This window comes from Microbulbifer maximicatervae (SeqCode), from assembly GCF_052467385.1.
Window position 1 is genome coordinate 4,791,037 of the sequence record NZ_CP174311.1, and the last position, 20,015, is coordinate 4,811,051.

Consider the following 20,015-nt stretch of genomic DNA (forward strand, 5'->3'; position numbering starts at 1 on the left):
CTGATATTTGCCGTCTCAGCTTCCGACAGCTTCGGCATCCGCGTACTCACGAATAGCCGCCAGCAGTACATCTTCCTGGTAAGGCTTACCCAGGTAGTGGTTAACTCCCAGGGACATAGCGTGATCGCGGTGCTTATTACCGGTACGCGAAGTAATCATTACGATAGGAATATCGCGCAGGCGGCTGCTGGAGCGAATATGGCGGGCAACCTCGAAGCCATCCATACGCGGCATCTCAATATCCAGCAAGATCAGATCCGGGATCTTATCCTGCAGCTGGATAACCGCATCCTGACCATCCTTTGCAGTGCTAACCAGATAGCCCTCTCGCTCCAGGAAGCGCGTCGTTACCTTGCGTACCGTAACCGAGTCGTCCACAACCATAACGGTCTGCTGGCGCGCCTCCTGCTCGGACTGCACTTCAGGCTCTTCCTGAATTTGAAGCTGTGGCACTTCCGGCCTTGCCAGCTGGGTGGCCTGGCGGCGCAGCAGGGCGTGAGCGTCGAGAATCACCACGACGCTACCATCACCAGTTACCGTTGCACCTGATACCCCTTGAACCCCGGAGAACTGCGGGCCGAGGCTTTTCACTACAATCTCGCGGCTGCCCTTAATGGCATCCACCTGTAATGCCATAGCGTGCCCTTCAGAGCGCACCAACAAAACGGGCAGTTGCATATCATCGACACTGAGCTTGGGTTGAGCACCAGACTTCAGCAGAGTACCGAAATAGCTAACCTGATAGAGTTCTCCGGCGTATTCGAAACGCGCATCATCTGAGCGATAGTAGTGCTCCAGCTCAAATGGGCTGAGGCGCACAATACCTTCGATAGTATTCAGCGGCAGTGCAAACAGGTCATCGCCAATTCGCACCATCAAAGCGCGGTTAACCGAAACTGTGAACGGCAGACGAACGACAAATTCTGTTCCTGCGCCTGCCTCTGAGTTGATATGGACGCTGCCACCGATCTGCTTCAGCTCGGCGGATACAACGTCCATGCCCACACCCCGGCCAGAGATCTGGGTAACTTTTTCTGCAGTGGTAAAACCAGCCTGCAGAATGAACTGAAGAATCTCATTATTCGAGAGCTCAGCATCCGGCCTCATCAGGCCATTTTCCACGGCCTTTTCACGTACTCGGATCAAATTGACACCGGCACCATCATCGCGGATGGTGAGGACAACTTCACTGCCCTCCCTTTTCAGCGCCACATCGATACGCCCACGCTCAGACTTGCCGGCAGCCAAACGCTCCTCTGGCATTTCAATGCCGTGGTCCACAGCGTTGCGCAGCATATGCTCCAGTGGCGCAACCATACGCTCCAACATGGACCGGTCCAGCTCGCCTTCAACGTTGGAGAATCCCAACTCGACCTGCTTGCCCAGCTCAGCACTTACTTGGCGCACGATGCGACGCAGGCGCGGTACCAGACGGGAGAAAGGTACCATGCGGCTGCGCATCAGACCTTCCTGCAATTCGGTATTTACTCGGGACTGCTGGAGCAACAGGGTCTCTGTATCCCGCGCCTTGTTATTCAGAGTGGAGCGCAGCTCCATCAAGTCAGATGTGGACTCCAGCAGGGAGCGGGATAACTGCTGAATAGACGAGTAACGGTCCATTTCCAGCGGATCGAAGTCGCCGTCCTGTTCTGCCAACTGCTCCTGGCGGAACAGGATCTGAGCCTCGGTCTCGCGGTCCAGGCGGCGCAGCTGTTCGTTGAGACGCACCAGCGTCACATCCATCTCGTCTAGGGCGAGACCGAACTCACTCATCTGCTCTTCAAGACGACCACGGGAAATTGCAGTCTCACCGGCGAGGTTTACCAACTCCTCCAGAAGTTCAGCAGCTACACGCACCATCTCCTGGGGCTGGTTCCGGGTCGGTGCCGCTACCTCCTGCTCTGCATTACCGGCCTTGCGGATAAACGGCAAAACGTTATCGCTTTCCTGACCTACAGCGATCTCGGGCAGCTGCGTAGCAACTACATCAGCATCCGGCTGAGTACTCTCGGCCGCAGTGACTTCATCACCTTGTTCCGCATCCGCTACGAGAACAGTTTCTTGAGCTTGTTCGTCTGAAACTTCAGATTCAATCACTGCTTCTGCAGCTGCCGAGTTAGCCGGCTTCTGATCCGCCCAATCGGTGCTGACCAGCTGTACAAAAGCATCAAGCTGTTCACCAGCCATCCAGGCGCGAACTGTCTCTACTCCATCGGCGAGACGATCGTGGATACCATGGGCATTGGCGAAGAAATCTGCGGAGGGCCGATCGTTGTCGCGCATGCCTTCGATCACCGTTTCAAAACGGTGGGCTACTTCACCCAACCCCATTAGGCCAGCCATACGTGCACCACCTTTAAAGGTGTGCAATACACGCTTCAGGGCCTCACCTTGCTCGCGGCCTTCCGGCTGCTCTTCCCAACTCTGGATCAGTTCCTCCAGCTCATCGGTAAGATCTCCCGCCTCCTCCATAAAGACATCGACAACATCCGGGTCAATGTCTGCCAACAACTTCTGTAAATCGACTGATTGAGCGGAATCCTGTGATGACACCTCGCTACCCGGTTGCTCGATAGCCAGGTCGCCAGCAGGTTCAACTTCAGGTGCAGAGAAGGGTTCTTCAAATTGAGAAACGTCCTCAACGGCGGCCTCAACTTCTATGGCCTGCAATTGAGGAATTTCCGAATCCTCAGCCTCGCCATTGAGAGATTCCCCGTCGTGCGACACCTGTAATACAGGTGGCTCAATCCACTCATCAGGGGATGCTTCTGAAACCAGAAGCTCGGTTACTTCCGTGGGCTCCGGCGCCTGCTCTTCAGGCTCGGCAATAGCCAGTGCTTCGCTATCGATTCCCAGTTCATTGAGGTCGTAGTCATCTTCAGCTGAAGAGCTGGTTTCCTCACCCTGAGCCAGGTAGCGAAGCGCCTCTTCCACAGCTTCACTGACTTCAGGGAGGTCTTGTGCTGCTGCTACTGCATCGATTAAATCAAGTAGCTCGTTGTGTCCCTGCTCAAGAGAGGCCCACAGCGCTGGCTCCTGCTCAAGATCACCAGCAAGGACTTTGCGATAAACATTCAGTAACAGCTCAGCGAGCTCGGCCAGGATCGGCAACTGCGCCCGGCTGGCCGCCTCCTGCAGAACATTGAGTTCGTCAGCGACCAATACAACACGACTTTTATCCGCCGGATCGGCGCGCCACTCCATCAGCATTTGGTCTGCATCAAGCAGCACCCGCATACCATCAGCCATCAAGACTTCGAGCAGCTGGGGATCGACCGCGCGAGGTTCATTCGCCTCGCGCTCGCGAATCAAGTGACCTACAGAGCGCTCCTGCAATTCAGCAACGCGAGCAAGAAACTGTTCCGATTTCTCTATTGCGAGAGGCTCTGAAGAGCGAATCTGTTCCAGTACTTCACGCACATAGGTGGCGCTATCATTGATCAGATCAAAAATATCTGCATCGATAGGCACCTGATAAATACGCAGCTCTTTAGCGAAGCGCTCCAGTGGCGCCATAATTTCGGCAACCACTTTGACTTCCGCCATATGTGCGGAGCCTTTAAGTGTGTGGAGTGCCCGGTGCATTGGATCGCTCGGTACACCATACAAAGGCGCGGCAGCCTGCATATCCTGCAGATACTCATCTACGACATTGAGGTGCGTCTCTGCTTCCTGTGCAAAAATTTCCCAGAGTTGAGCCAGGTCTTCTCCCGTGTCCTCAACAACGTCAACTGCCGCGACACCGCCTGCACTTTGAGCTTCCAGATCAGCGGGCATCTCTCCCGCACTCAGCTGCTCAGCCCAAGCTTGTAACTGCAGGGTAAGCTGCTGATCGGGGTCGCTCTGACCGTGTTTAAACGCCTCAATCATTGAGGGGAACTTCTGATACACCTGCTCAATCAGGTATACATGGGCAGGCCCGGGCTTCACACTGCCATCGATAACCCGGTTGAGCATATTCTCCACAGACCAGGCCAGTTCACCAATATCCAGGGCCTCGACCATACGGCCCGACCCCTTCAGGGTATGGAAGCCCCGACGAAACTCTACCAGGGCATCCTGATTGGCAAAATTGGCAGCCCACTCCGGGAAGTAGCAACTGATATGCGCAAGAACTTCCCCGGCTTCTTCCAGGAAGATCTCGATAATTTCATCGTCAATCAGGCTCTCAGTGTCATCACCGAGTTCCTCCGTCGTATCCGCGACCTCTGCAACTGCAGCAACCGGCTCAACCTCAGCAGACTCTACCATCGGTGCAGCTTCAATGAAGTCAGCAATCTCAGCAGGCGCTTCCTCAGCTTCAGGAGCCTCTATCCCAGTTTCAACTTCAAGTACCGGAGCAGCTTCAACCTGAGGAGCCCCATCAGAGAACCAAGACTCCTCCGGAACAGACTCTCCATCGATTTCCAGCTCGGACTCCACAACAGAATCTGCTTCATCGACAGGCAGTTGCAAAGTTATGGCAGATGTCTCTTCCGCTTCTTTTTCAGCTTGAGAGTCCAGAGGTTCGTCAGAAACCACAGCGGCTTCGTCATCGGGGATTAAATCGTAATCAATAAGATCTGGCAGTTCGGGTTCTGATATCGGAGACGCTTCCAGATTGGCGTCGGCCTTACTCTCGTCGACGATCTTCAGCGAAACGCCCAATGCCTCTACGCTATCTTCAGCCAGTGCCAAAAGCATTTCTGCATCAGCCAGACCTTCCGCACGGCGCTCCAGGTAGTATTCAACACTGGTAATGGCATCTGCCAGAGTATCCAGCATTGTCCATTCGGGCTGTTCTCCAGCCTCAATCAGGGAGTTGCCAATATAGCGATTGCAAGCGGAGATAATTTCACCCGCTCGCTGGTAACCCACCATTTCAAGGCCACCACAGACTTCCTGTAAACGCTGTGGCACACGGCTCAGGTAACTGATATCCCAGTGGCTGGCCACATACTCCATGACCGCTTCTTTTACCGCTTCCAGACCGAGTCTGGCCTCGCGTAATACAGAGTCAGTGGCGTCGCCCATAATGGGCTGCTCATCATCGACTTTTTTATTGCGATCGACGGTGGCGGCAAGCGCTGAATCGAGCTGAACCAATTCCCCGGCGGCACGCATCAGGTACTCTTCAACGTCAGTACCACGGGAAGCATCGCGAAGGTCTTCGTAGACACTGCGAGCGCGAACCCGCTGCGCCTCCAATCCCAAAATACCGAGTGTATCCGCGAGACGCTTGGCCACTGCGGCAGTGTCAGACAGCGAGGGTTGTTCTGTATCAGTTGTACTGGGCTCCAGTGCTTCACGCACCAACTGCAGTTCATCGCGCACTGCAGCAATTGCACTGCCTAAGGCTTCTGGCCCCATCGCCAATACGTCTTCAGTATCCGGGCGAGGCGTACCGGGAACCGCCTTATCTAATGCGAAGCGGTGGTAGAGTTTCTCGCAGTGCGGCCCATTCGGACCGGCGAGGTAGACATAAAAAAGTAGGTTGCGCAGAAAGTCCTGATCCAGGCGCGCGTCCAATACCTTTGCGCCACGCCCCTGCAACAACCTGAATTCAATATCCACCTTGCGCAGTAAATGGCGCAGTGCGGGCTGCACATTAATACGGTGTTCGCCGAGCGCCTCCAAAATACCGAACAGTACTTCCCACAGGGATTGGCGGCAGCTGCCACTGTAAAGCAGCTGCATTTTTTCAATAATCTTGGTGAGGTAAGCCAGGCTTTCGCCACTGTTTACATCCCGGATCAGACCCGCAGCCGCAACGTGATACATCTTGCGCAACTTGGTGACCAGGTCATTTAAGCGGGCGCTATCGGCGACGAGGGGCTGGCGCTTTCCAATCACCGTTGCCAATGAAGACAGTTCTGGCGAGAAAAGCGCTCCTTCACTGATCAATCGCTCGCGGCGCACTGCGCGCAAGTCATTCATCAGGGGAAGTAAGAGAACGGCATTGTCACGACGCTGAAAAGAAACCTTTTCGAGGTAAAGGGGCAACTCCAGCAATGCGCGCATCAAAAATTCGCGCGTCTCGTCGGTATTTTCAACCGCACCAGTGGCGAGGGCCTGGATAAGTTGCTCCATCTCTTCTGCTAACATCGCGGCACCACTGAGCTGTGCCATATGCAAGCTACCGTGCACCTGGTGCACCAGCGACAAGCTGTTTTGCAGAAGAGAGGCACCCGCATCGGGTTCGACAGCGAACGTCTCAAGAAATTGGCGCGCTTGTGCCAAAGTCTCGTTAATTTCACCGATCAGCCAATCCAAGGCCATGAAGTTCGGATTGTCGTGACTCACGCCAAGTCCCCAATAATTTATTCAGTACTCAAGCGCTACAGTTTTCTGCGAGAAAAACTCGCGGATTTATCGGAAGCAATTCCGTGCGCCCCTTTTGCGCCCGGCCAACTTTCATAATGGCCGGGCATTATTGTGTGGGTTAGGCCAGGGCCCGGTCTTCGCGGGACTCCAATGAATGAGTATCTTCACCTTCAATAGCGAAAGTATCTGTATCCATTTCCGGCAACTCCACGTCATACAGCTCGCTGTTGCTTTCAACACTTTCCTCTTGCGGAAGTTTGAAGCCGGCAACGGATTCGCGCAGTGCACTCGCGGTCTGCGCCAGGTTACCAATGGACTGGGCGGTAGCTTGGGTACCCGCAGAAGTCTGCGAGGTAATTTCCTGAATCACGTTCATCGTGTTGGAAATGTGGCCTGCAGACGAAGCCTGCTGACGGGCAGCGTTAGAAATGTTCTGAATCAACGATGCCAGGTTGTTGGATACACTTTCAATTTCTTCCAGTGCAACACCCGCATCCTGGGCCAGACGAGCTCCACGTACCACCTCACTGGTGGTTTGTTCCATGGAGATTACCGCCTCGTTGGTATCGGACTGAATCGCTTTTACCAGACCTTCGATCTGCTTGGTTGCAGCTGCAGAGCGCTCCGCAAGTCGCTGTACCTCATCCGCAACCACCGCGAAGCCTCGACCGGCATCACCGGCCATGCTCGCCTGGATCGCGGCATTCAATGCAAGAATGTTGGTCTGGTCGGCAATGTCGTTAATCAAACTTACGATATCGCCAATTTCCTGGGAGGATTCACCCAGGCGCTTAATTCGCTTGGAGGTATCCTGAATCTGCTCGCGGATGTTATCCATGCCTTTAATGGTGTTCTGTACCACCTTGGCGCCATTACTTGCGATATGTACCGAGCGCTCGGCTACCTGGGCAGATTCGGAGGCGTTGGCAGATACCTGGTCAATGGTGACCGCCATTTCGTTAACCGCGGCAGAAGCTCCGGCAATTTCCTGTGCCTGGTGCTCAGAGGCCTCGGCCAAGTGCAGTGCAGTCTGCTGGGTTTCCTGGGACAAGCCAGATACTTCCTGTGCAGCACCATTAATCCGCGATACCAGCACACGCAGCTGGTCAATAGTAAAGTTAATGGAGTCGGCAATCGCACCAGTAAAGGCTTCGGTTACCGTTGCAGAGGTGGTCAAGTCACCGTCGGCGAGGTCGGCCAGCTCGTCCAGCAGCTGCATAATCGCGTGCTGGTTACGCTCGTTGGTATCTTCCTCTTTTTTCAGGTTTCGGCGGGTACCGGAGAATGCCATCGCCATCATACCGAAGATCAACAAAACGAAGACCAAAGCCAGTGCAGCAATGGTCAAGTTGTTGGGCTGGCGATCATCTGAAAGGTTTACGATTCGGTCATTCAGCGTACTCAATGCTTCGATCAGCTGGGGAGATGACGCGATAATGCCGTCAGAGGCCTGGCGGGTAGCAAACAGGGCTGGAGTTGCTTCGAAGATATCCCGTACGGAGGTGCTTACGAAGCCGAACAGCTCAGTAATTTCATCCAATGAGTGGCGAGCCTCTTCATCGGTAATACGGGAAATCCCCATCACCACATCGCCGCTCTTCATACCGTCAACCACCTTACCGAAAAGACTGGCGTCGGTATTAAACTGGTCAGCGGCGGCTTCGGCATCATCGCCACCTTGAAGCATTTTATCGATATTTCGACCAATACGCTCCGCACGCCATACCTGCAACTGGGCCTGTTCCACCTGATTTGCCGGGGCGTTGTTAGCCAGCAGAATTTCTACAATATTGTTGTGCTCAGCCTGTAATTCCGGAAGCGAGTCACTCAGCGTTGAAGCGATATCGTTAAGAAATACGATGGTTTCCTGGTTGCCGATAATCGTATCGACCTGCTCGCGCAAGCTGCGCCAAACCTGATCGTAAGCAGACAGCTGAGCACCCAGGGCGCGGCGACTATTGTCATCCATTCGCTGAAGCTGGTTCCAGGCATTAGCCATTTCTTCGGTAACATTTTCCAGCTCGGTAAAGGCCTCACTATCGCCTGCGGTTGCCGCCGGCGCATAGGAAACTACCTGATAGGAAAGGGCCCGCAACTCGGCGACTTGCTGCAGGTACTCTTTATCCTGCTCGTCTCGAGTCTGTACCAAATAAATACTGACAATAAGCCCCGCCAGCGTGGCGAGTACCAGTAGACCTAATACCAGCGCGGCAGGGTTACTGCGCAGCGCGGAAAAGGAACTCTGGGAGCCTGGTTTCATAATTTACTCCTAGCGGGCCATTGCATTAGGCCGGTTTAATACCACTTTAGTTTTAACGCTTTAATGACAAGACCCCTCAGTCAGTGCTGTACATCCCTGCACTAATTGCGGGCCATCCGGTCGACCACCCTCGGCTACCGGAAAGAAAGAACTGGATTAGTCAGCGTAAAGCTGCATCCATAAAACGCGCATCCTTGATCAGTGCCCGCATATCGAGAACGAGCCAACGATGCTGCTGTAAAACAAACTGGCCGTGCACCATTGGCGCAAATGGTTCACTCAAATCTGTCGGTGCCTCACGGGCATACTCAAACGCCAAGTGCTGCATCCCAAACAATTTATCCACGATAAGCCCCACGTAGGTCTTATCCCTCTCGAGCACCAAAACACGACGTTGCTGGCGCGGACCTGAGAGGTAGCCGCCATAAAAAGCTGCGAGATCAATAAGGGGAAGCAGGCGACCACGAACATTAGAGACGCCTTTTACCCAAGGCTGAACGCCGGGAATAAAGGTGTGCTGTGGCACTTCGAGCAATTCCACAACGTCATCCATGGAGGCGACAAAGTGGTTATCCAGAAGAGAGAAACCGATACCGGTCCAGTAGGGTTTGATTTCCCGGCGGCCAGGCAGGCCAGTGGCCTGCGCTTTGGCGCGCCGTGCAATATCAACCAGAGCTAAATAAGGTGTTTGTGACTGCACTTTTCGCAGCTGGCTATTAGGCCAACACCTCCCCGATCGCATCCAGCAATTTGCTCTCATCGACAGGTTTGGTCAGGTAAGCCCTGGCTCCCTGGCGCATACCCCAGACACGGTCTGTATCCTGATCTTTGGTAGTTACCATAATGATCGGAATTTCACCGGTATTGCTGTCTTTGCTCAATTGGCGGGTGGCCTGGAAACCGTTGAGACCCGGCATCACAATATCCATCAGGATCAGATCGGGGCGTTCGGCGCGGGCTACTTCAACTCCGCTTTCACCGTTGGGAGCGGTGATTACTGCGTGGCCATTTTTTTCAAGAATGGTTGTCAGCTTATGTGTTTCTGTAGGAGAGTCATCAACTATTAGTACTCTTGCCATCATTTCCCCCATGACATCTTTTCGGCAACAACTACTGCGCTCGGCGGTTTTTGTTGTGATTATCCTCGCTAGCATGTGCCGAGATGCACTATGACTACCGATAGTGTGGGTACAAAAATCAACCGGTATGTAACAACCGGAAAATCTGTACTCAAATTAAATTTTGGTACCGAGCTTGTGGGCACAATGCCCACAATGGAGTCCGTTATCTATATTTTCTTTTTCTGTAGGCCACTTATGCGGCATGGTGCGGCTTGGCATGAGCGGAAATAGCACCCAGCAGCTCGCTCTTACTAAAAGGTTTGGTCAGATATTGATCGCAACCAACAACACGCCCTTTTGCCTTATCGAACAAACCGTCCTTACTCGACAACATTACAACAGGGGTGGAGCGGAATTCGCTGTTATTTTTTATTAACGCACATGTTTGATAGCCATCCAGGCGCGGCATCATAATATCGACAAAAATGACATCCGGACGGGAGTCCGCGATTTTTGCTAACGCATCAAAACCGTCTGTCGCGGTGACCACGGTACAGCCCGCCTTTTGCAGCAACGTCTCCGCAGTGCGGCGAATTGTCTTACTGTCGTCGATCACCATGACAGTCAGACTTTCCCAGTTAAGCTCCATAGTCTTTTTTGAATCCCCTGTTTACTTATTTTCGGGCACGCGAAAACTTTAGTTGCGCCCTTTTTTCAAACCGCTTGCGGGGTCCGGGCGCCTAGCCTGGCGAAGGTCGCACGCTGAGACGAACTTTTATCACAGAACCCCAGGCGAATCTAGCTGAGTCGACACACTGCAGGCGACGCAGTTCAAATTATCACCACTTATACATTCATTGGAGGTATTGCGTTAAGAAGGTTGCACCTTCGCAAAGCTGCTCTTACCTTATCTATCCAACAACGCTGGTAGCGGCCACAAATTTGGGAGCAAAACCAGTGATAACTGGGATAGAAATACCCAACGATTTGGAAACCCGTATGAATTATTCCCTCGGTGTGGTGATGGACCCCATCGCCCAGATCAATTTTAAAAAAGATACGACGCTTGCACTGTTACAAGCCGCACAAGATTGTGGTTTCCAGCTGTTTTATTTCGAGCAGAGCCATCTTTACCTGGAGAATGGGCGCGCAACTGGGCGCGGCTGCCCTATGCAGGTTTTTGATGATGAGAATCGTTGGTTTTCTCTGGAAGAGTCCAGAGAAATGCCTCTCGGCGAGCTGGATGTAATCCTGATGCGTGTCGACCCCCCCTTTGATAATGAATATATTTATTCCACTTATATTCTCGAAGCCGCAGAGCGCGAAGGTGCAACGGTAGTCAACAAGCCCCAGGCGCTACGCGACTGCAATGAGAAAATTTTTGCGACAAGTTTCCCCCAGTGCTGCCCACCGGTTCTAGCCAGTCGCGATATGGCCAAGCTGCGGGAATTTCACCGAACTCATCAAGATGTCATTTTTAAACCTCTAGACGGTATGGGCGGTGCGGGCATCTTTCATTGCAAACCGGACGGCGCCAACTTGGGAGCAATTCTGGAAATGCTTACCGACCACGGCCGCCAGCAGATTATGGCGCAGCGTTACATCCCCGAAATCAAAGACGGTGACAAGCGTATCCTGGTCGTTAACGGTGAAGCGATTCCCTATTGCTTGGCGCGAATTCCGGAAGCGGGCGAGACTCGCGGCAATCTTGCAGCCGGCGGGCGCGGAGAAGCACGCCCCCTGACCGATAGAGATCGTTGGATCGTTGAGCAAGTCGCTCCCACTTTGAAAGAAAAAGGTCTGTTATTTGTCGGGCTGGACGTTATTGGTGACTACCTAACAGAAATTAACGTTACCAGTCCCACTTGTGTACGGGAAATTGATGCCGCCTACAATACGGACATAGGCGCGCGACTAATGAGCGGCATCACACACCTGCTGGCACAAAAAAGGTAAACTGGGCGTTTGATAACTCTCAGGGCGGTTTACCACTGAGAACAAGGCTGTGTGAAACGCACGCCCGAATAAGTAGTAGTTGATAATAGATAATGAATTCCTCTGCCAACGCGACACAGTTTCATGCAATGCAGCGTGAACGCTTTGTGTTCTCATTATTTCTAGCCGCCGCGTTACATGCGCTAATTGTTTTCGGAGTGGCTTTTGCTGCTCCGAAAGGTGCACAGGCGCCACCGACACTTGAAGTCACACTTTCTTTGCAAAATTCCGCTCAGGCCCCAGAGGATGCTGGCTACTTGGCACAGCACAACCAATTAGCCAGTGGTACCGCAGACTCTCGGAAAGAGTTATCCACTAAGCGCCGTGCCGAGTTTGCCGATACGCAAATTCATCGCGTGACGCCTTTGCCACAACAACAATCTGCGCGGCCAGCAGAACAACGCCGCCTGTTAATTACCACAGTTGGTGAGAGCCCGATTCAGGCTCCTGAACTTTCGGCAGAAGATAAGTTATCCGAGGAAAAGCGCGGCGACGCACCCAATGACCTGCCATTGAGCAACCCTAAAATAGCTAGCCTAGAAGCGCGTCTCGATAAAATTCGCCAAACTATTGCCGAGCGCCCCCGAGTACGCAGATTGACATCTGTAGCTACCAGAGCCTCAGCCGATGCCGCTTATTTACATGAATGGCGCCAGAAGATAGAAGCTGTTGGCAGTGATAACTTTCCCGAAGAGGCCTTGGAAAAACAAATTAGTGGCGAGTTACGCATGATGGTGCGGTTGCTTCCCACCGGAGCCGTCGAGAAGGTTGTTATTCTTCAATCCTCCGGGGAGCGCATTCTCGATGATGCGGCCCAACAAATTGTGCGTCTGGCTGCTCCCTTCGCTCCCTTCCCAGTAGAGATCAAGAATGAGGTTGATCGACTGGAAATTATCCGTACCTGGCAATTCGAAAGAACCGGGGGACTTACTACTTCTGCGGGGGATCTGCCCAGCCGAGGCTAAAATGGGCTTTCAACTGGCGGTTTATTACTGATCTATGCCTAATTCGAATATCGATAGCGACCTGACTCACGGAAACCTGCGCGGCCAGTTCCTTCTGGCCATGCCCGGTATGGAGGACCCGCGCTTCAAACACGCTATCGCACTGATTGTTGAACACAACAGCGACGGTGCCATGGGCATAGTGATCAATATGCCCAGTAAAGTGCACTGGCACGAGGTATTCGAGCAGCTGTCTCTGGAGGATCTCAGCTTGCGCGGTGACGAACCAGTTCTACTGGGCGGTCCCATGTCACCAGAGCAGGGATTTGTACTGCACGGCACCGGCATGCACTTCGACTCTACCACCGAAATCAATTCAGATATCAGCCTGACTGCCTCCAAGGACATCCTCGAATCCCTCGCCGCAGGGCGCGGCCCTGACGATGTACTACTCGCCCTCGGCTACGCGGGCTGGGGGCCCGGTCAGTTGGAGCAGGAGCTGACAGAAAACGCCTGGCTGACACTGCCGGCAGAGCCCGAAACCCTATTCGCCACACCGGTCGAAAAACGCTGGCAAAGCGCCGCCGCCCGCCACGGCATCGATCTTTCCGGCCTCGGCTCCCAAGCTGGCCACGCCTAACAGAAAAATTACTGACCCCTATGAATAAACCCGTCACAGCGCTAGCTTTTGACTTTGGAACCCGCTCTATTGGCGTAGCTTACGGCCAGAGCCTTACCGGTGGAGCACGGGAACTGGCCCCACTACCCGCCAAAGATGGCAAGCCCAATTGGGACTCCGTCGAAGGCCTGATCAAAGAGTGGCAACCCCACCTTTTACTGGTTGGCCTCCCCCTCAATATGGATGGCAGCGAAAGTGAATTTGGCGTGCGTGCGCGAAAATTCAGCCAGCGCCTGCACGGTCGCTATGGACTACCGGTAGAGCTGATCGACGAGCGTTTGAGCACTCGAGCCGCCAAGGAAGAGGCCAACGAACGCGGACATCGTGGCAACTACGCACAAGACCCAGTGGACTCAATAGCCGCACGGATAATTCTCGAAGACTGGCTGCGCACCAGGGGCTAGCCCCTCGGCTACAGAGAGCCTCACTGCATTGCGACTCTGTTAGAATGGCCGCTTCAACCAATAAGTGATTGAGCCGCATGTCTATAGATCGTATTCGCATTGCCACCCGACAGAGTGCTTTGGCTCTGTGGCAGGCCAACTATGTCAAAGACCGCCTGCAACAGGCGCATCCCGAACTTTTTATCGAGTTACTGCCCCTGACCAGCCGGGGTGACCAGGTTTTGGACATCCCACTAACCAAAGTGGGTGGCAAAGGCCTTTTCGTTAAAGAACTGGAAGTGGCGATGCTCGAAGGCCGTGCGGACATCGCAGTTCACTCGATGAAAGATGTCCCCATGGAATTCCCCGAAGGACTTCACCTGCCGATTATTTGCGAGCGTGAAGATCCCCGCGATGCCTTTGTCAGTAATCTTTATGACAGCCTTGATGACCTGCCCCAGGGCGCAGTAGTCGGCACTTCCAGCTTGCGCCGACAGTGCCAATTACTTGCCCGTCGCCCGGACCTCAAAGTCACCTTTTTACGGGGCAATGTGAATACCCGACTGACCAAGCTGGATGCCGGCGATTACGACGCAATCATCCTCGCTGCGGCCGGACTGCTGCGACTTGAGATGCCGGAACGCATCCGCAGCTTCCTGGCAACAGACATCCTGCTCCCCGCTGGTGGACAGGGCGCAGTGGGTATCGAGTCGCGCCGCGATAGCGAACTGGAAGCCTTGATCCAACCGCTCCACTGTCCGGAAACCGCAGCCCGACTCAGTGCGGAGCGCGCCCTGGTTAAGCGCCTCAACGGCGGCTGCCAAGTGCCTATCGGCTGCTACGCCGAGCTGGATGGTGACACCCTGTGGTTGCGCGGACTCGTTGGCAGTCCCGATGGCAAAACCATGATACATGCCGACAGTCGCGGCCCTGCCGCTGAGGGAGAGCGACTGGGTACTGAGCTCGCGGAACAGTTACTGGCCGATGGTGCCGATAAAATCCTCGCCGCTATCTGACATGAGCGATCTCACCTCCGACCTGCTGCAGGGCAAACGTATTCTCAGTACGCGGCCAACGCAGCAGGCTGATAACTGGTGTGCGCTACTGCGCAGCCTGGGGGCCCAGGTAGATAACATCCCCATGCTCGGCATAGAGCCAATTGAGGATCAAGCTGCCATACAGGCCTTAAAAAACTCAATTCTCGATTTCGATCAAACGGATGTCGCGATCTTTGTTTCCCAGAACGCCGTGCGCTACGGCATAGACTGGCTTGAAGATTATTGGCCACAGTTTCCCCAGGGTCCTCGCTTTCTGGCGATCGGCGCGGCAACCGCAAGCGCCCTGGAGAAGCGCGGTATACCCTGCGAGCAAAGTGGCAATACGATGAACTCCGAGGAGTTGCTGCGCCTACCCTGGTTACAGCAGTTGGACGGGAAAAGCGTGCTTATTTTTCGCGGCTCCGGTGGCCGCCCTCTTATCGGCGACACCTTGAGTAATAGGGGGGCGCGAGTAACTTATTGCGAACTCTATCGAAGAGTGCTGCCACCGGAGGCTGCAACCTCCCTGGCTGAGTATAAATTCCAACCCGATATTATCAGTGTGCACAGCGGTGAAACACTCGATAACCTGGTTACCTGTATCCGCCAGATAAACCGAAACACACTCTTTGAAACCGCTCTTATCTGCCCGAGTATACGAGTTGCCACTCGGGCAAATGAGCTTGGTTTTGCCCATTGCTATAGCGCGCTAAATGCCGGCGATAACGCTATGCTGGAAACACTGCGTAAAGCCCTCGGCTGATTTGCAATCGAATTCTCGATCGCTTTGCGCTAAAAATCTTAAAACGGCGTTTAGCCCGCTATTAAGGCTCGCGCCACTCGTTATAATCTGACGACATTTTCCACCTGCGCCGCCATACCCATGACCGATAAAAAAGATCAAAATGTAGCCGCGACCAATGAGCCCCCGGAAAACACAAAGCCTGTAAAAGGCAAAAGTAATTTCGCCAAAGCCTCAGAGGAAAAAGCCTCTACGGGTAAAGCCAGCGGCGGTGCTGCGGCCAGTAAATCCAATGGGCTGTGGTGGTGGCTACTGTTCATCATCATTTTGATTGCTGTGGCCTCACTGGCCTGGTTCAACTCTCCGCAGCTGCGCGAACACCTTGGCGCTTACCTCGACTATCTACCCGGAAAAACGGCAGTCCCGGAGAGCACCACCACTATTACCCCTGCAAAGGAAGTGCCGGCTGCCGCTGAAAACACCACCCAAGCGCCGACCTCCAATACCACTTCGGAAACCCCTGCTGCTACCCCAGCCCCAACTGAACCCCAAACCCCAGATTATTCCGGGGAGTTCAGTCAGCTGGAGCAGGCCGATGCCAATTTACGCAATCAACTGGAGCGACAAAATCGCACTATCGCCCAACTGCAGCAGCAACTGGCTTCCATGCAGCGCAGTGTCACCGCACAGGGAAACCGTTTGGGTCAGCTGGGAAATGTAAGCCGCGACGATTGGCAATTGGCTGAGGCAGATTACCTGTTGCGTCTAGCCAACCAACGCCTGCTTCTCGAAGACGATAGTCGCGCTGCGCTGGGGCTGGTCGAGCGCGTGGACGAGATATTGCGCGATGTGGACTTACCGGATCTATACGGAGTACGCCAACAGCTTGCCCGCGATATCACCTCACTGAAGCTGGTCCAAAACATCGATCGCCAGGGTTTATACCTCCGTCTCAGCGCCTTGGAAGAACAGCTAATCCGCACAAATATTCAACCACAATTCGATATGGCTTCGGCAGAACAACCCAGTGAAGAGCAGCCCAGCATTGAGGAGAGTGCCCCCCTGTGGAAGCGGGAGTGGCACAACTTCACCCGCTTTATGCGCGAATCGGTACGCCCCATTGATGGAGACATCAATCCGGTAATGCTGTCCCCTCAGAGTGAAGCTCGCTTTCGCCAGACTCTGCGCCTTTATATGGAGCAGGCCCAACTGGCATTGCTTCGCGGCGATACCACGGTTTACAGGGACGCTCTGGATAGTGCGCGGTCGCTACTACTCAGTTATGGCACTGCCAGTCCGCAGCGCGATGCGCTGGCCCAACAACTAGCGGAACTTAGCAAACAGCGTATCCAGGTCGAAATGCCTGACCTCAGCGCCTCCCAGCTTGCCCTCCGCAATTATATTGAGCGCTTACACAAAACATCCGGCACCGCCACACCAACTGCCTCGCAACAGGAGGAGAACCAGTGAAAAAACTGTTCTTCACCGCTCTGGTACTACTGCTGCTCGGCGCTTTTCTACCGGAGGCTATTAACAACTATCCCGGCTACCTGGTAATCGGTATTGGCGGTGAGCTGAATAAAGGCTACGAGATGAACCTCTGGTTCGCAATTTTCTCGCTGGCAGCAGCTCTAATTATCCTGTTCTTTGCCATTTGGCTGGCTCGCAGTATCTTTCGCGGATTCCGAGGTAGCGTCGACCGGCTGAGATTTGGTCGCCAGCGTGTAGCGCGCCGACGCCTGACCAGCGGCTTGGTGGAATTTATGGAGGGCAACTGGTCCCGGGCGCGCCGTCAGCTGCTGAAGAGCGCCCCTCGATCTGAAGCCCCGCTGATCAATTATTTGGCGGCAGCGCGCAGCGCCTTTGAGCTAGGCTTTCGTGAGGAGGCCAATGAATTACTCGCCAAAGCGGAGGCCTGTGGTGAAGATACCCGCCTGGCTGTAGCCCTAAGCCAAGCTCGTATGCAGCTCCTGGATAAACATTACGAGCAGTGTATCGCCAGCCTGGAGCGCGCCAAGCAGCTCGAGCCGAAACATCCTGCCCTGTTACAACTTCTCAAGCAGGCTTATTACCTTCTGGGTGACTGGAGCCGTCTTCGCGCATTACTGCCCGAATTGGAGAAACATGCGAACATGCCCGAAGCTGAGCTGCACCAGCTTGAACTCGAGGTGTATCAACATCAGCTGACCGAAGCAGCTAATCGCAAAGATATCGATAAATTACACGATGCCTGGCAAAGCCTGAGTGGCCGCTGGCAACGCAACGAAGCCCTACGCAGTCTCTACGCACAGCAACTGCATCGGATTGGTGAAGACGCAGAGGCAGAGAAGCATTTGCGCTGGCTACTCAATCGAGCTTGGGACCCCAAGCTTGCCGAACTCTACGGCTGCCTGGTGGGGGCCTCCCCTGCGGCACAAATATCAGCAGCTGAAGGTTGGCTTAACGAGTATGGCGAGAGTACCGCACTGCTAACCTGTCTCGGACGCCTCTCAATGCGCAATGAACTTTGGGGCAAAGCGCAGCAGTATTTCGAGAAAAGCCTGTTGTTGCGCCAAGATCCTGCTACCTCCGCTGAACTGGCTCGCCTATTTCAATCCCTTGGGGAAAAAGACAAAGCAGCAAAACTCTATGAGGAAGGTTTGCTACAAGCAGTCAAGGACTTGCCCCAGTTGCCTATGCCCAGCCAGGGCACTCCCCTACTAGGCGCTCACGCCTGAGTGATCTCCCCTGAAAGGCCGACGGGCCTTTCAGCCACTCCCCAATTGCGCCTATAGTGAACTCCCGTTTACCAATAAGGACACGGCTGTGACCCTCTTTGTGCGCTACATAGTTGCCTTACTTCTTACCGCCAGTGTGTTTTTTACCGGCCATGCATCTGCTGAATATTCAGTAACGCCTCAAGATAAAGCCTTAACTGATTACGAATATCCCTATCCAGTTCATCACTTTCATTTCGAACAACAGGGGCAACCATTGGCAATGGCCTTTATGGATGTACCGCCTGCAGAGGGTAAAAATGCAAGAGGAACGGTACTCCTGTTGCATGGTAAGAATTTTTCGGCGGCCTACTGGAAGGAGACTATCTCCCAACTCAGTCAGCTAGGGTACCGGGTTATAGCACCGGACCAGATCGGTTTCGGAAAATCCAGTAAACCGCTTACCCAATATACTTTTCAGGGGCTTAGCAACAATACCAAAGTTTTATTGGATAAATTGAAAATAAGAGAAGTTATGGTAGTTGGGCACTCTATGGGAGGTATGCTGGCTACCCGGTTTACCCTGATGTACCCGGAGCGAGTCAAAAAGTTAGCACTTGTAAACCCTATAGGCCTTGAAGACTGGAAGCGATGGGTTCCCTATGAACCTTTGGACAAAGCCATTGCTCGCGAGAAAAAACAAACTCCAGAATCTATCAAACGCTACATGAGTAAAGCCTACTTTTCTGAGCAGTGGCGCGAAGAATATAACCCGCTACTGGATATTCAAGCTGGCTGGACCCTGGGACCCGATGCGGCTCATATGGCAACCGTGGATGCCCTAACCTCCGAAATGGTATTCACTCAACCGGTACTTTATGAGTTTGCCAATATCAAGGTGCCCACCCTACTGATTATAGGTACCCGAGATCGAACAGCTATTGGCCGCGCCCGTGCGCCTGAAGCTGTACAAGAAAAATTAGGCCGGTACGATCAATTAGGCAAGCGTACAGCAGCAGAAATCCCCAAAGCCGAATTAGTTGAGATGGAGGGGGTTGGACATTTACCCCAGTTCGAAGCATTTCCAACTTATATTGATGTTTTAAGTAAATTTCTTGCGGCTCCTATTGGAAAGTAGGACCTACAGCCTGCCCAGTAGAAACCTAATCTAGGAAATATATCATTGGTACGGAAGCTGATGTGTAGAGCATCCATTTTGCAGAAAGTTATAGCTTGCACGCAAGGAAACTATTAGTAATCAATGATAGTGCAAATGGCGATTTAACATTCAATAAATCGCCGCTTGCAGATTTTCTGCGAGAATTTATTTCGTTTTTAAACAGCCCAGGGCAATCCCACAAAGAGTAGCATGGCAAAATAAGTAATTACCCCTTGTAAAAGGGCGATTAGAATAGCCTTTAAAAAACCCGTACCAAGTACCAGCATATAGGCAATAGCAGCCAGGGGAATTGTCATTAAAATCCCAGCGCTATCCGTCACACCCGGCAACATGCCGCCAACAATTCTTTGAATAATTAGGGCCAACAGCAAAGCGAAAAGACAATAAAAAACACCCGTATTTTTCGCCCCCAACATAGCAGCTGCCAACTTCAGAGGCAGAACAAGAACTGCCACCATAATAATTACAAAAATAATTAATTCCATTTGTTACCTCTCCATTTAATTTTAGTTATTTACTCACTTCCAACTTCTACCGTTTCCCAACCCCAGGAATTAGATATCCACTTGTTTTCAATACAGCATGTCGCCATAAGCAAAAATACAACCCGGGAACAGCCTGCACTGTCACCCCATGCCAATAAACTGGCAGCAGCATGCAAATTCAGTCGCGAATCATACTTATATAAACCAAAACCACAATAAAGTTCACAAATAAAAAAGCTGGCGCGAATTT

The 20,015-nt window shown here is 53.2% G+C and carries 15 protein-coding genes; 9 read left to right on the forward strand and 6 right to left on the reverse strand.

Annotated elements, in window-relative coordinates:
* Positions 1–15 precede the first annotated feature (15 nt).
* The 5 genes from ACJJIR_RS20445 to pilG all read right to left on the reverse strand — a co-directional run bounded on the left by ACJJIR_RS20445 (position 16) and on the right by pilG (position 10,273).
* A complete protein-coding gene (locus ACJJIR_RS20445; protein ID WP_444908440.1) occupies positions 16–6,258 on the reverse strand; it encodes a hybrid sensor histidine kinase/response regulator in 6,243 nt (2,080 codons plus the stop codon).
* A gap of 163 nt (positions 6,259–6,421) precedes the next feature.
* A complete protein-coding gene (locus tag ACJJIR_RS20450) occupies positions 6,422–8,563 on the reverse strand; it encodes a methyl-accepting chemotaxis protein (protein ID WP_413664075.1) in 2,142 nt (713 codons plus the stop codon).
* Positions 8,564–8,723: 160 nt separating this feature from the next.
* Positions 8,724–9,263 (reverse strand): chemotaxis protein CheW, encoded by a 540-nt coding sequence (locus tag ACJJIR_RS20455; RefSeq protein ID WP_413664074.1) that lies wholly within the window; start codon positions 9,261–9,263, stop codon positions 8,724–8,726.
* A 16-nt stretch (positions 9,264–9,279) separates the two neighbouring features.
* A complete protein-coding gene (gene pilH / locus ACJJIR_RS20460; protein WP_108731421.1) occupies positions 9,280–9,642 on the reverse strand; it encodes a twitching motility response regulator PilH in 363 nt (120 codons plus the stop codon).
* Positions 9,643–9,877: 235 nt separating this feature from the next.
* A complete protein-coding gene (pilG, locus tag ACJJIR_RS20465; protein WP_020413651.1) occupies positions 9,878–10,273 on the reverse strand; it encodes a twitching motility response regulator PilG in 396 nt (131 codons plus the stop codon).
* Between the two features lie 350 nt (positions 10,274–10,623).
* Here pilG and gshB point away from each other — a divergent pair, with 350 nt between their 5' ends.
* The 9 genes from gshB (at position 10,624) to ACJJIR_RS20510 (ending at position 19,238) form a co-directional block, all read left to right on the forward strand.
* Positions 10,624–11,580 carry a glutathione synthase gene (gene gshB / locus ACJJIR_RS20470; protein WP_444906632.1) on the forward strand — a complete coding sequence of 319 codons (957 nt, stop codon included), beginning with the start codon at positions 10,624–10,626 and terminating at the stop codon, positions 11,578–11,580.
* Between the two features lie 92 nt (positions 11,581–11,672).
* A complete protein-coding gene (locus ACJJIR_RS20475; protein WP_444906633.1) occupies positions 11,673–12,584 on the forward strand; it encodes an energy transducer TonB in 912 nt (303 codons plus the stop codon).
* 34 nt (positions 12,585–12,618) lie between these two features.
* Positions 12,619–13,203, forward strand: a complete 585-nt coding sequence (locus tag ACJJIR_RS20480) for a YqgE/AlgH family protein (protein WP_282930307.1) — start codon at positions 12,619–12,621, stop codon at positions 13,201–13,203.
* A 20-nt stretch (positions 13,204–13,223) separates the two neighbouring features.
* Positions 13,224–13,646: a Holliday junction resolvase RuvX gene (gene ruvX / locus ACJJIR_RS20485; RefSeq protein ID WP_413664071.1), complete on the forward strand. Its 423-nt coding sequence runs from the start codon at positions 13,224–13,226 to the stop codon at positions 13,644–13,646.
* Between the two features lie 77 nt (positions 13,647–13,723).
* Positions 13,724–14,641 carry a hydroxymethylbilane synthase gene (hemC, locus tag ACJJIR_RS20490; RefSeq protein WP_444906634.1) on the forward strand — a complete coding sequence of 306 codons (918 nt, stop codon included), beginning with the start codon at positions 13,724–13,726 and terminating at the stop codon, positions 14,639–14,641.
* 1 nt (position 14,642) lies between these two features.
* The gene (locus tag ACJJIR_RS20495; RefSeq protein WP_444906635.1) at positions 14,643–15,425 is read left to right on the forward strand and encodes a uroporphyrinogen-III synthase; all 783 of its coding nucleotides are present in this window, start codon (positions 14,643–14,645) and stop codon (positions 15,423–15,425) included.
* A 120-nt stretch (positions 15,426–15,545) separates the two neighbouring features.
* A complete protein-coding gene (locus tag ACJJIR_RS20500; RefSeq protein WP_444906636.1) occupies positions 15,546–16,874 on the forward strand; it encodes a uroporphyrinogen-III C-methyltransferase in 1,329 nt (442 codons plus the stop codon).
* Positions 16,871–18,121 (forward strand): heme biosynthesis HemY N-terminal domain-containing protein, encoded by a 1,251-nt coding sequence (locus ACJJIR_RS20505; protein ID WP_444906637.1) that lies wholly within the window; start codon positions 16,871–16,873, stop codon positions 18,119–18,121. The genes ACJJIR_RS20500 and ACJJIR_RS20505 overlap by 4 nt, the downstream gene beginning before the upstream one ends.
* Positions 18,122–18,209: 88 nt before the next feature.
* The gene (locus ACJJIR_RS20510; protein ID WP_444906638.1) at positions 18,210–19,238 is read left to right on the forward strand and encodes an alpha/beta fold hydrolase; all 1,029 of its coding nucleotides are present in this window, start codon (positions 18,210–18,212) and stop codon (positions 19,236–19,238) included.
* Between the two features lie 197 nt (positions 19,239–19,435).
* Here ACJJIR_RS20510 and ACJJIR_RS20515 read toward each other — a convergent pair whose 3' ends face one another.
* Entirely contained in the window at positions 19,436–19,765 is a 330-nt protein-coding gene (locus tag ACJJIR_RS20515) for a hypothetical protein (RefSeq protein ID WP_413664065.1), read from the reverse strand.
* Positions 19,766–20,015 lie beyond the last annotated feature (250 nt).

Coding starts and splice junctions, on each gene's coding strand:
- ACJJIR_RS20500 (WP_444906636.1), top strand. CDS start 15,546: ATGACCGATAAAAAAGATCAAAATGTAGCCGCGACCAATGAGCCCCCG.
- ACJJIR_RS20445 (WP_444908440.1), bottom strand. CDS start 6,258: ATGGCCTTGGATTGGCTGATCGGTGAAATTAACGAGACTTTGGCACAA.
- pilG (WP_020413651.1), bottom strand. CDS start 10,273: ATGGAGCTTAACTGGGAAAGTCTGACTGTCATGGTGATCGACGACAGT.
- hemC (WP_444906634.1), top strand. CDS start 13,724: ATGTCTATAGATCGTATTCGCATTGCCACCCGACAGAGTGCTTTGGCT.
- pilH (WP_108731421.1), bottom strand. CDS start 9,642: ATGGCAAGAGTACTAATAGTTGATGACTCTCCTACAGAAACACATAAG.
- ACJJIR_RS20450 (WP_413664075.1), bottom strand. CDS start 8,563: ATGAAACCAGGCTCCCAGAGTTCCTTTTCCGCGCTGCGCAGTAACCCT.
- ruvX (WP_413664071.1), top strand. CDS start 13,224: ATGAATAAACCCGTCACAGCGCTAGCTTTTGACTTTGGAACCCGCTCT.
- gshB (WP_444906632.1), top strand. CDS start 10,624: ATGAATTATTCCCTCGGTGTGGTGATGGACCCCATCGCCCAGATCAAT.
- ACJJIR_RS20475 (WP_444906633.1), top strand. CDS start 11,673: ATGAATTCCTCTGCCAACGCGACACAGTTTCATGCAATGCAGCGTGAA.
- ACJJIR_RS20515 (WP_413664065.1), bottom strand. CDS start 19,765: ATGGAATTAATTATTTTTGTAATTATTATGGTGGCAGTTCTTGTTCTG.
- ACJJIR_RS20495 (WP_444906635.1), top strand. CDS start 14,643: ATGAGCGATCTCACCTCCGACCTGCTGCAGGGCAAACGTATTCTCAGT.
- ACJJIR_RS20480 (WP_282930307.1), top strand. CDS start 12,619: ATGCCTAATTCGAATATCGATAGCGACCTGACTCACGGAAACCTGCGC.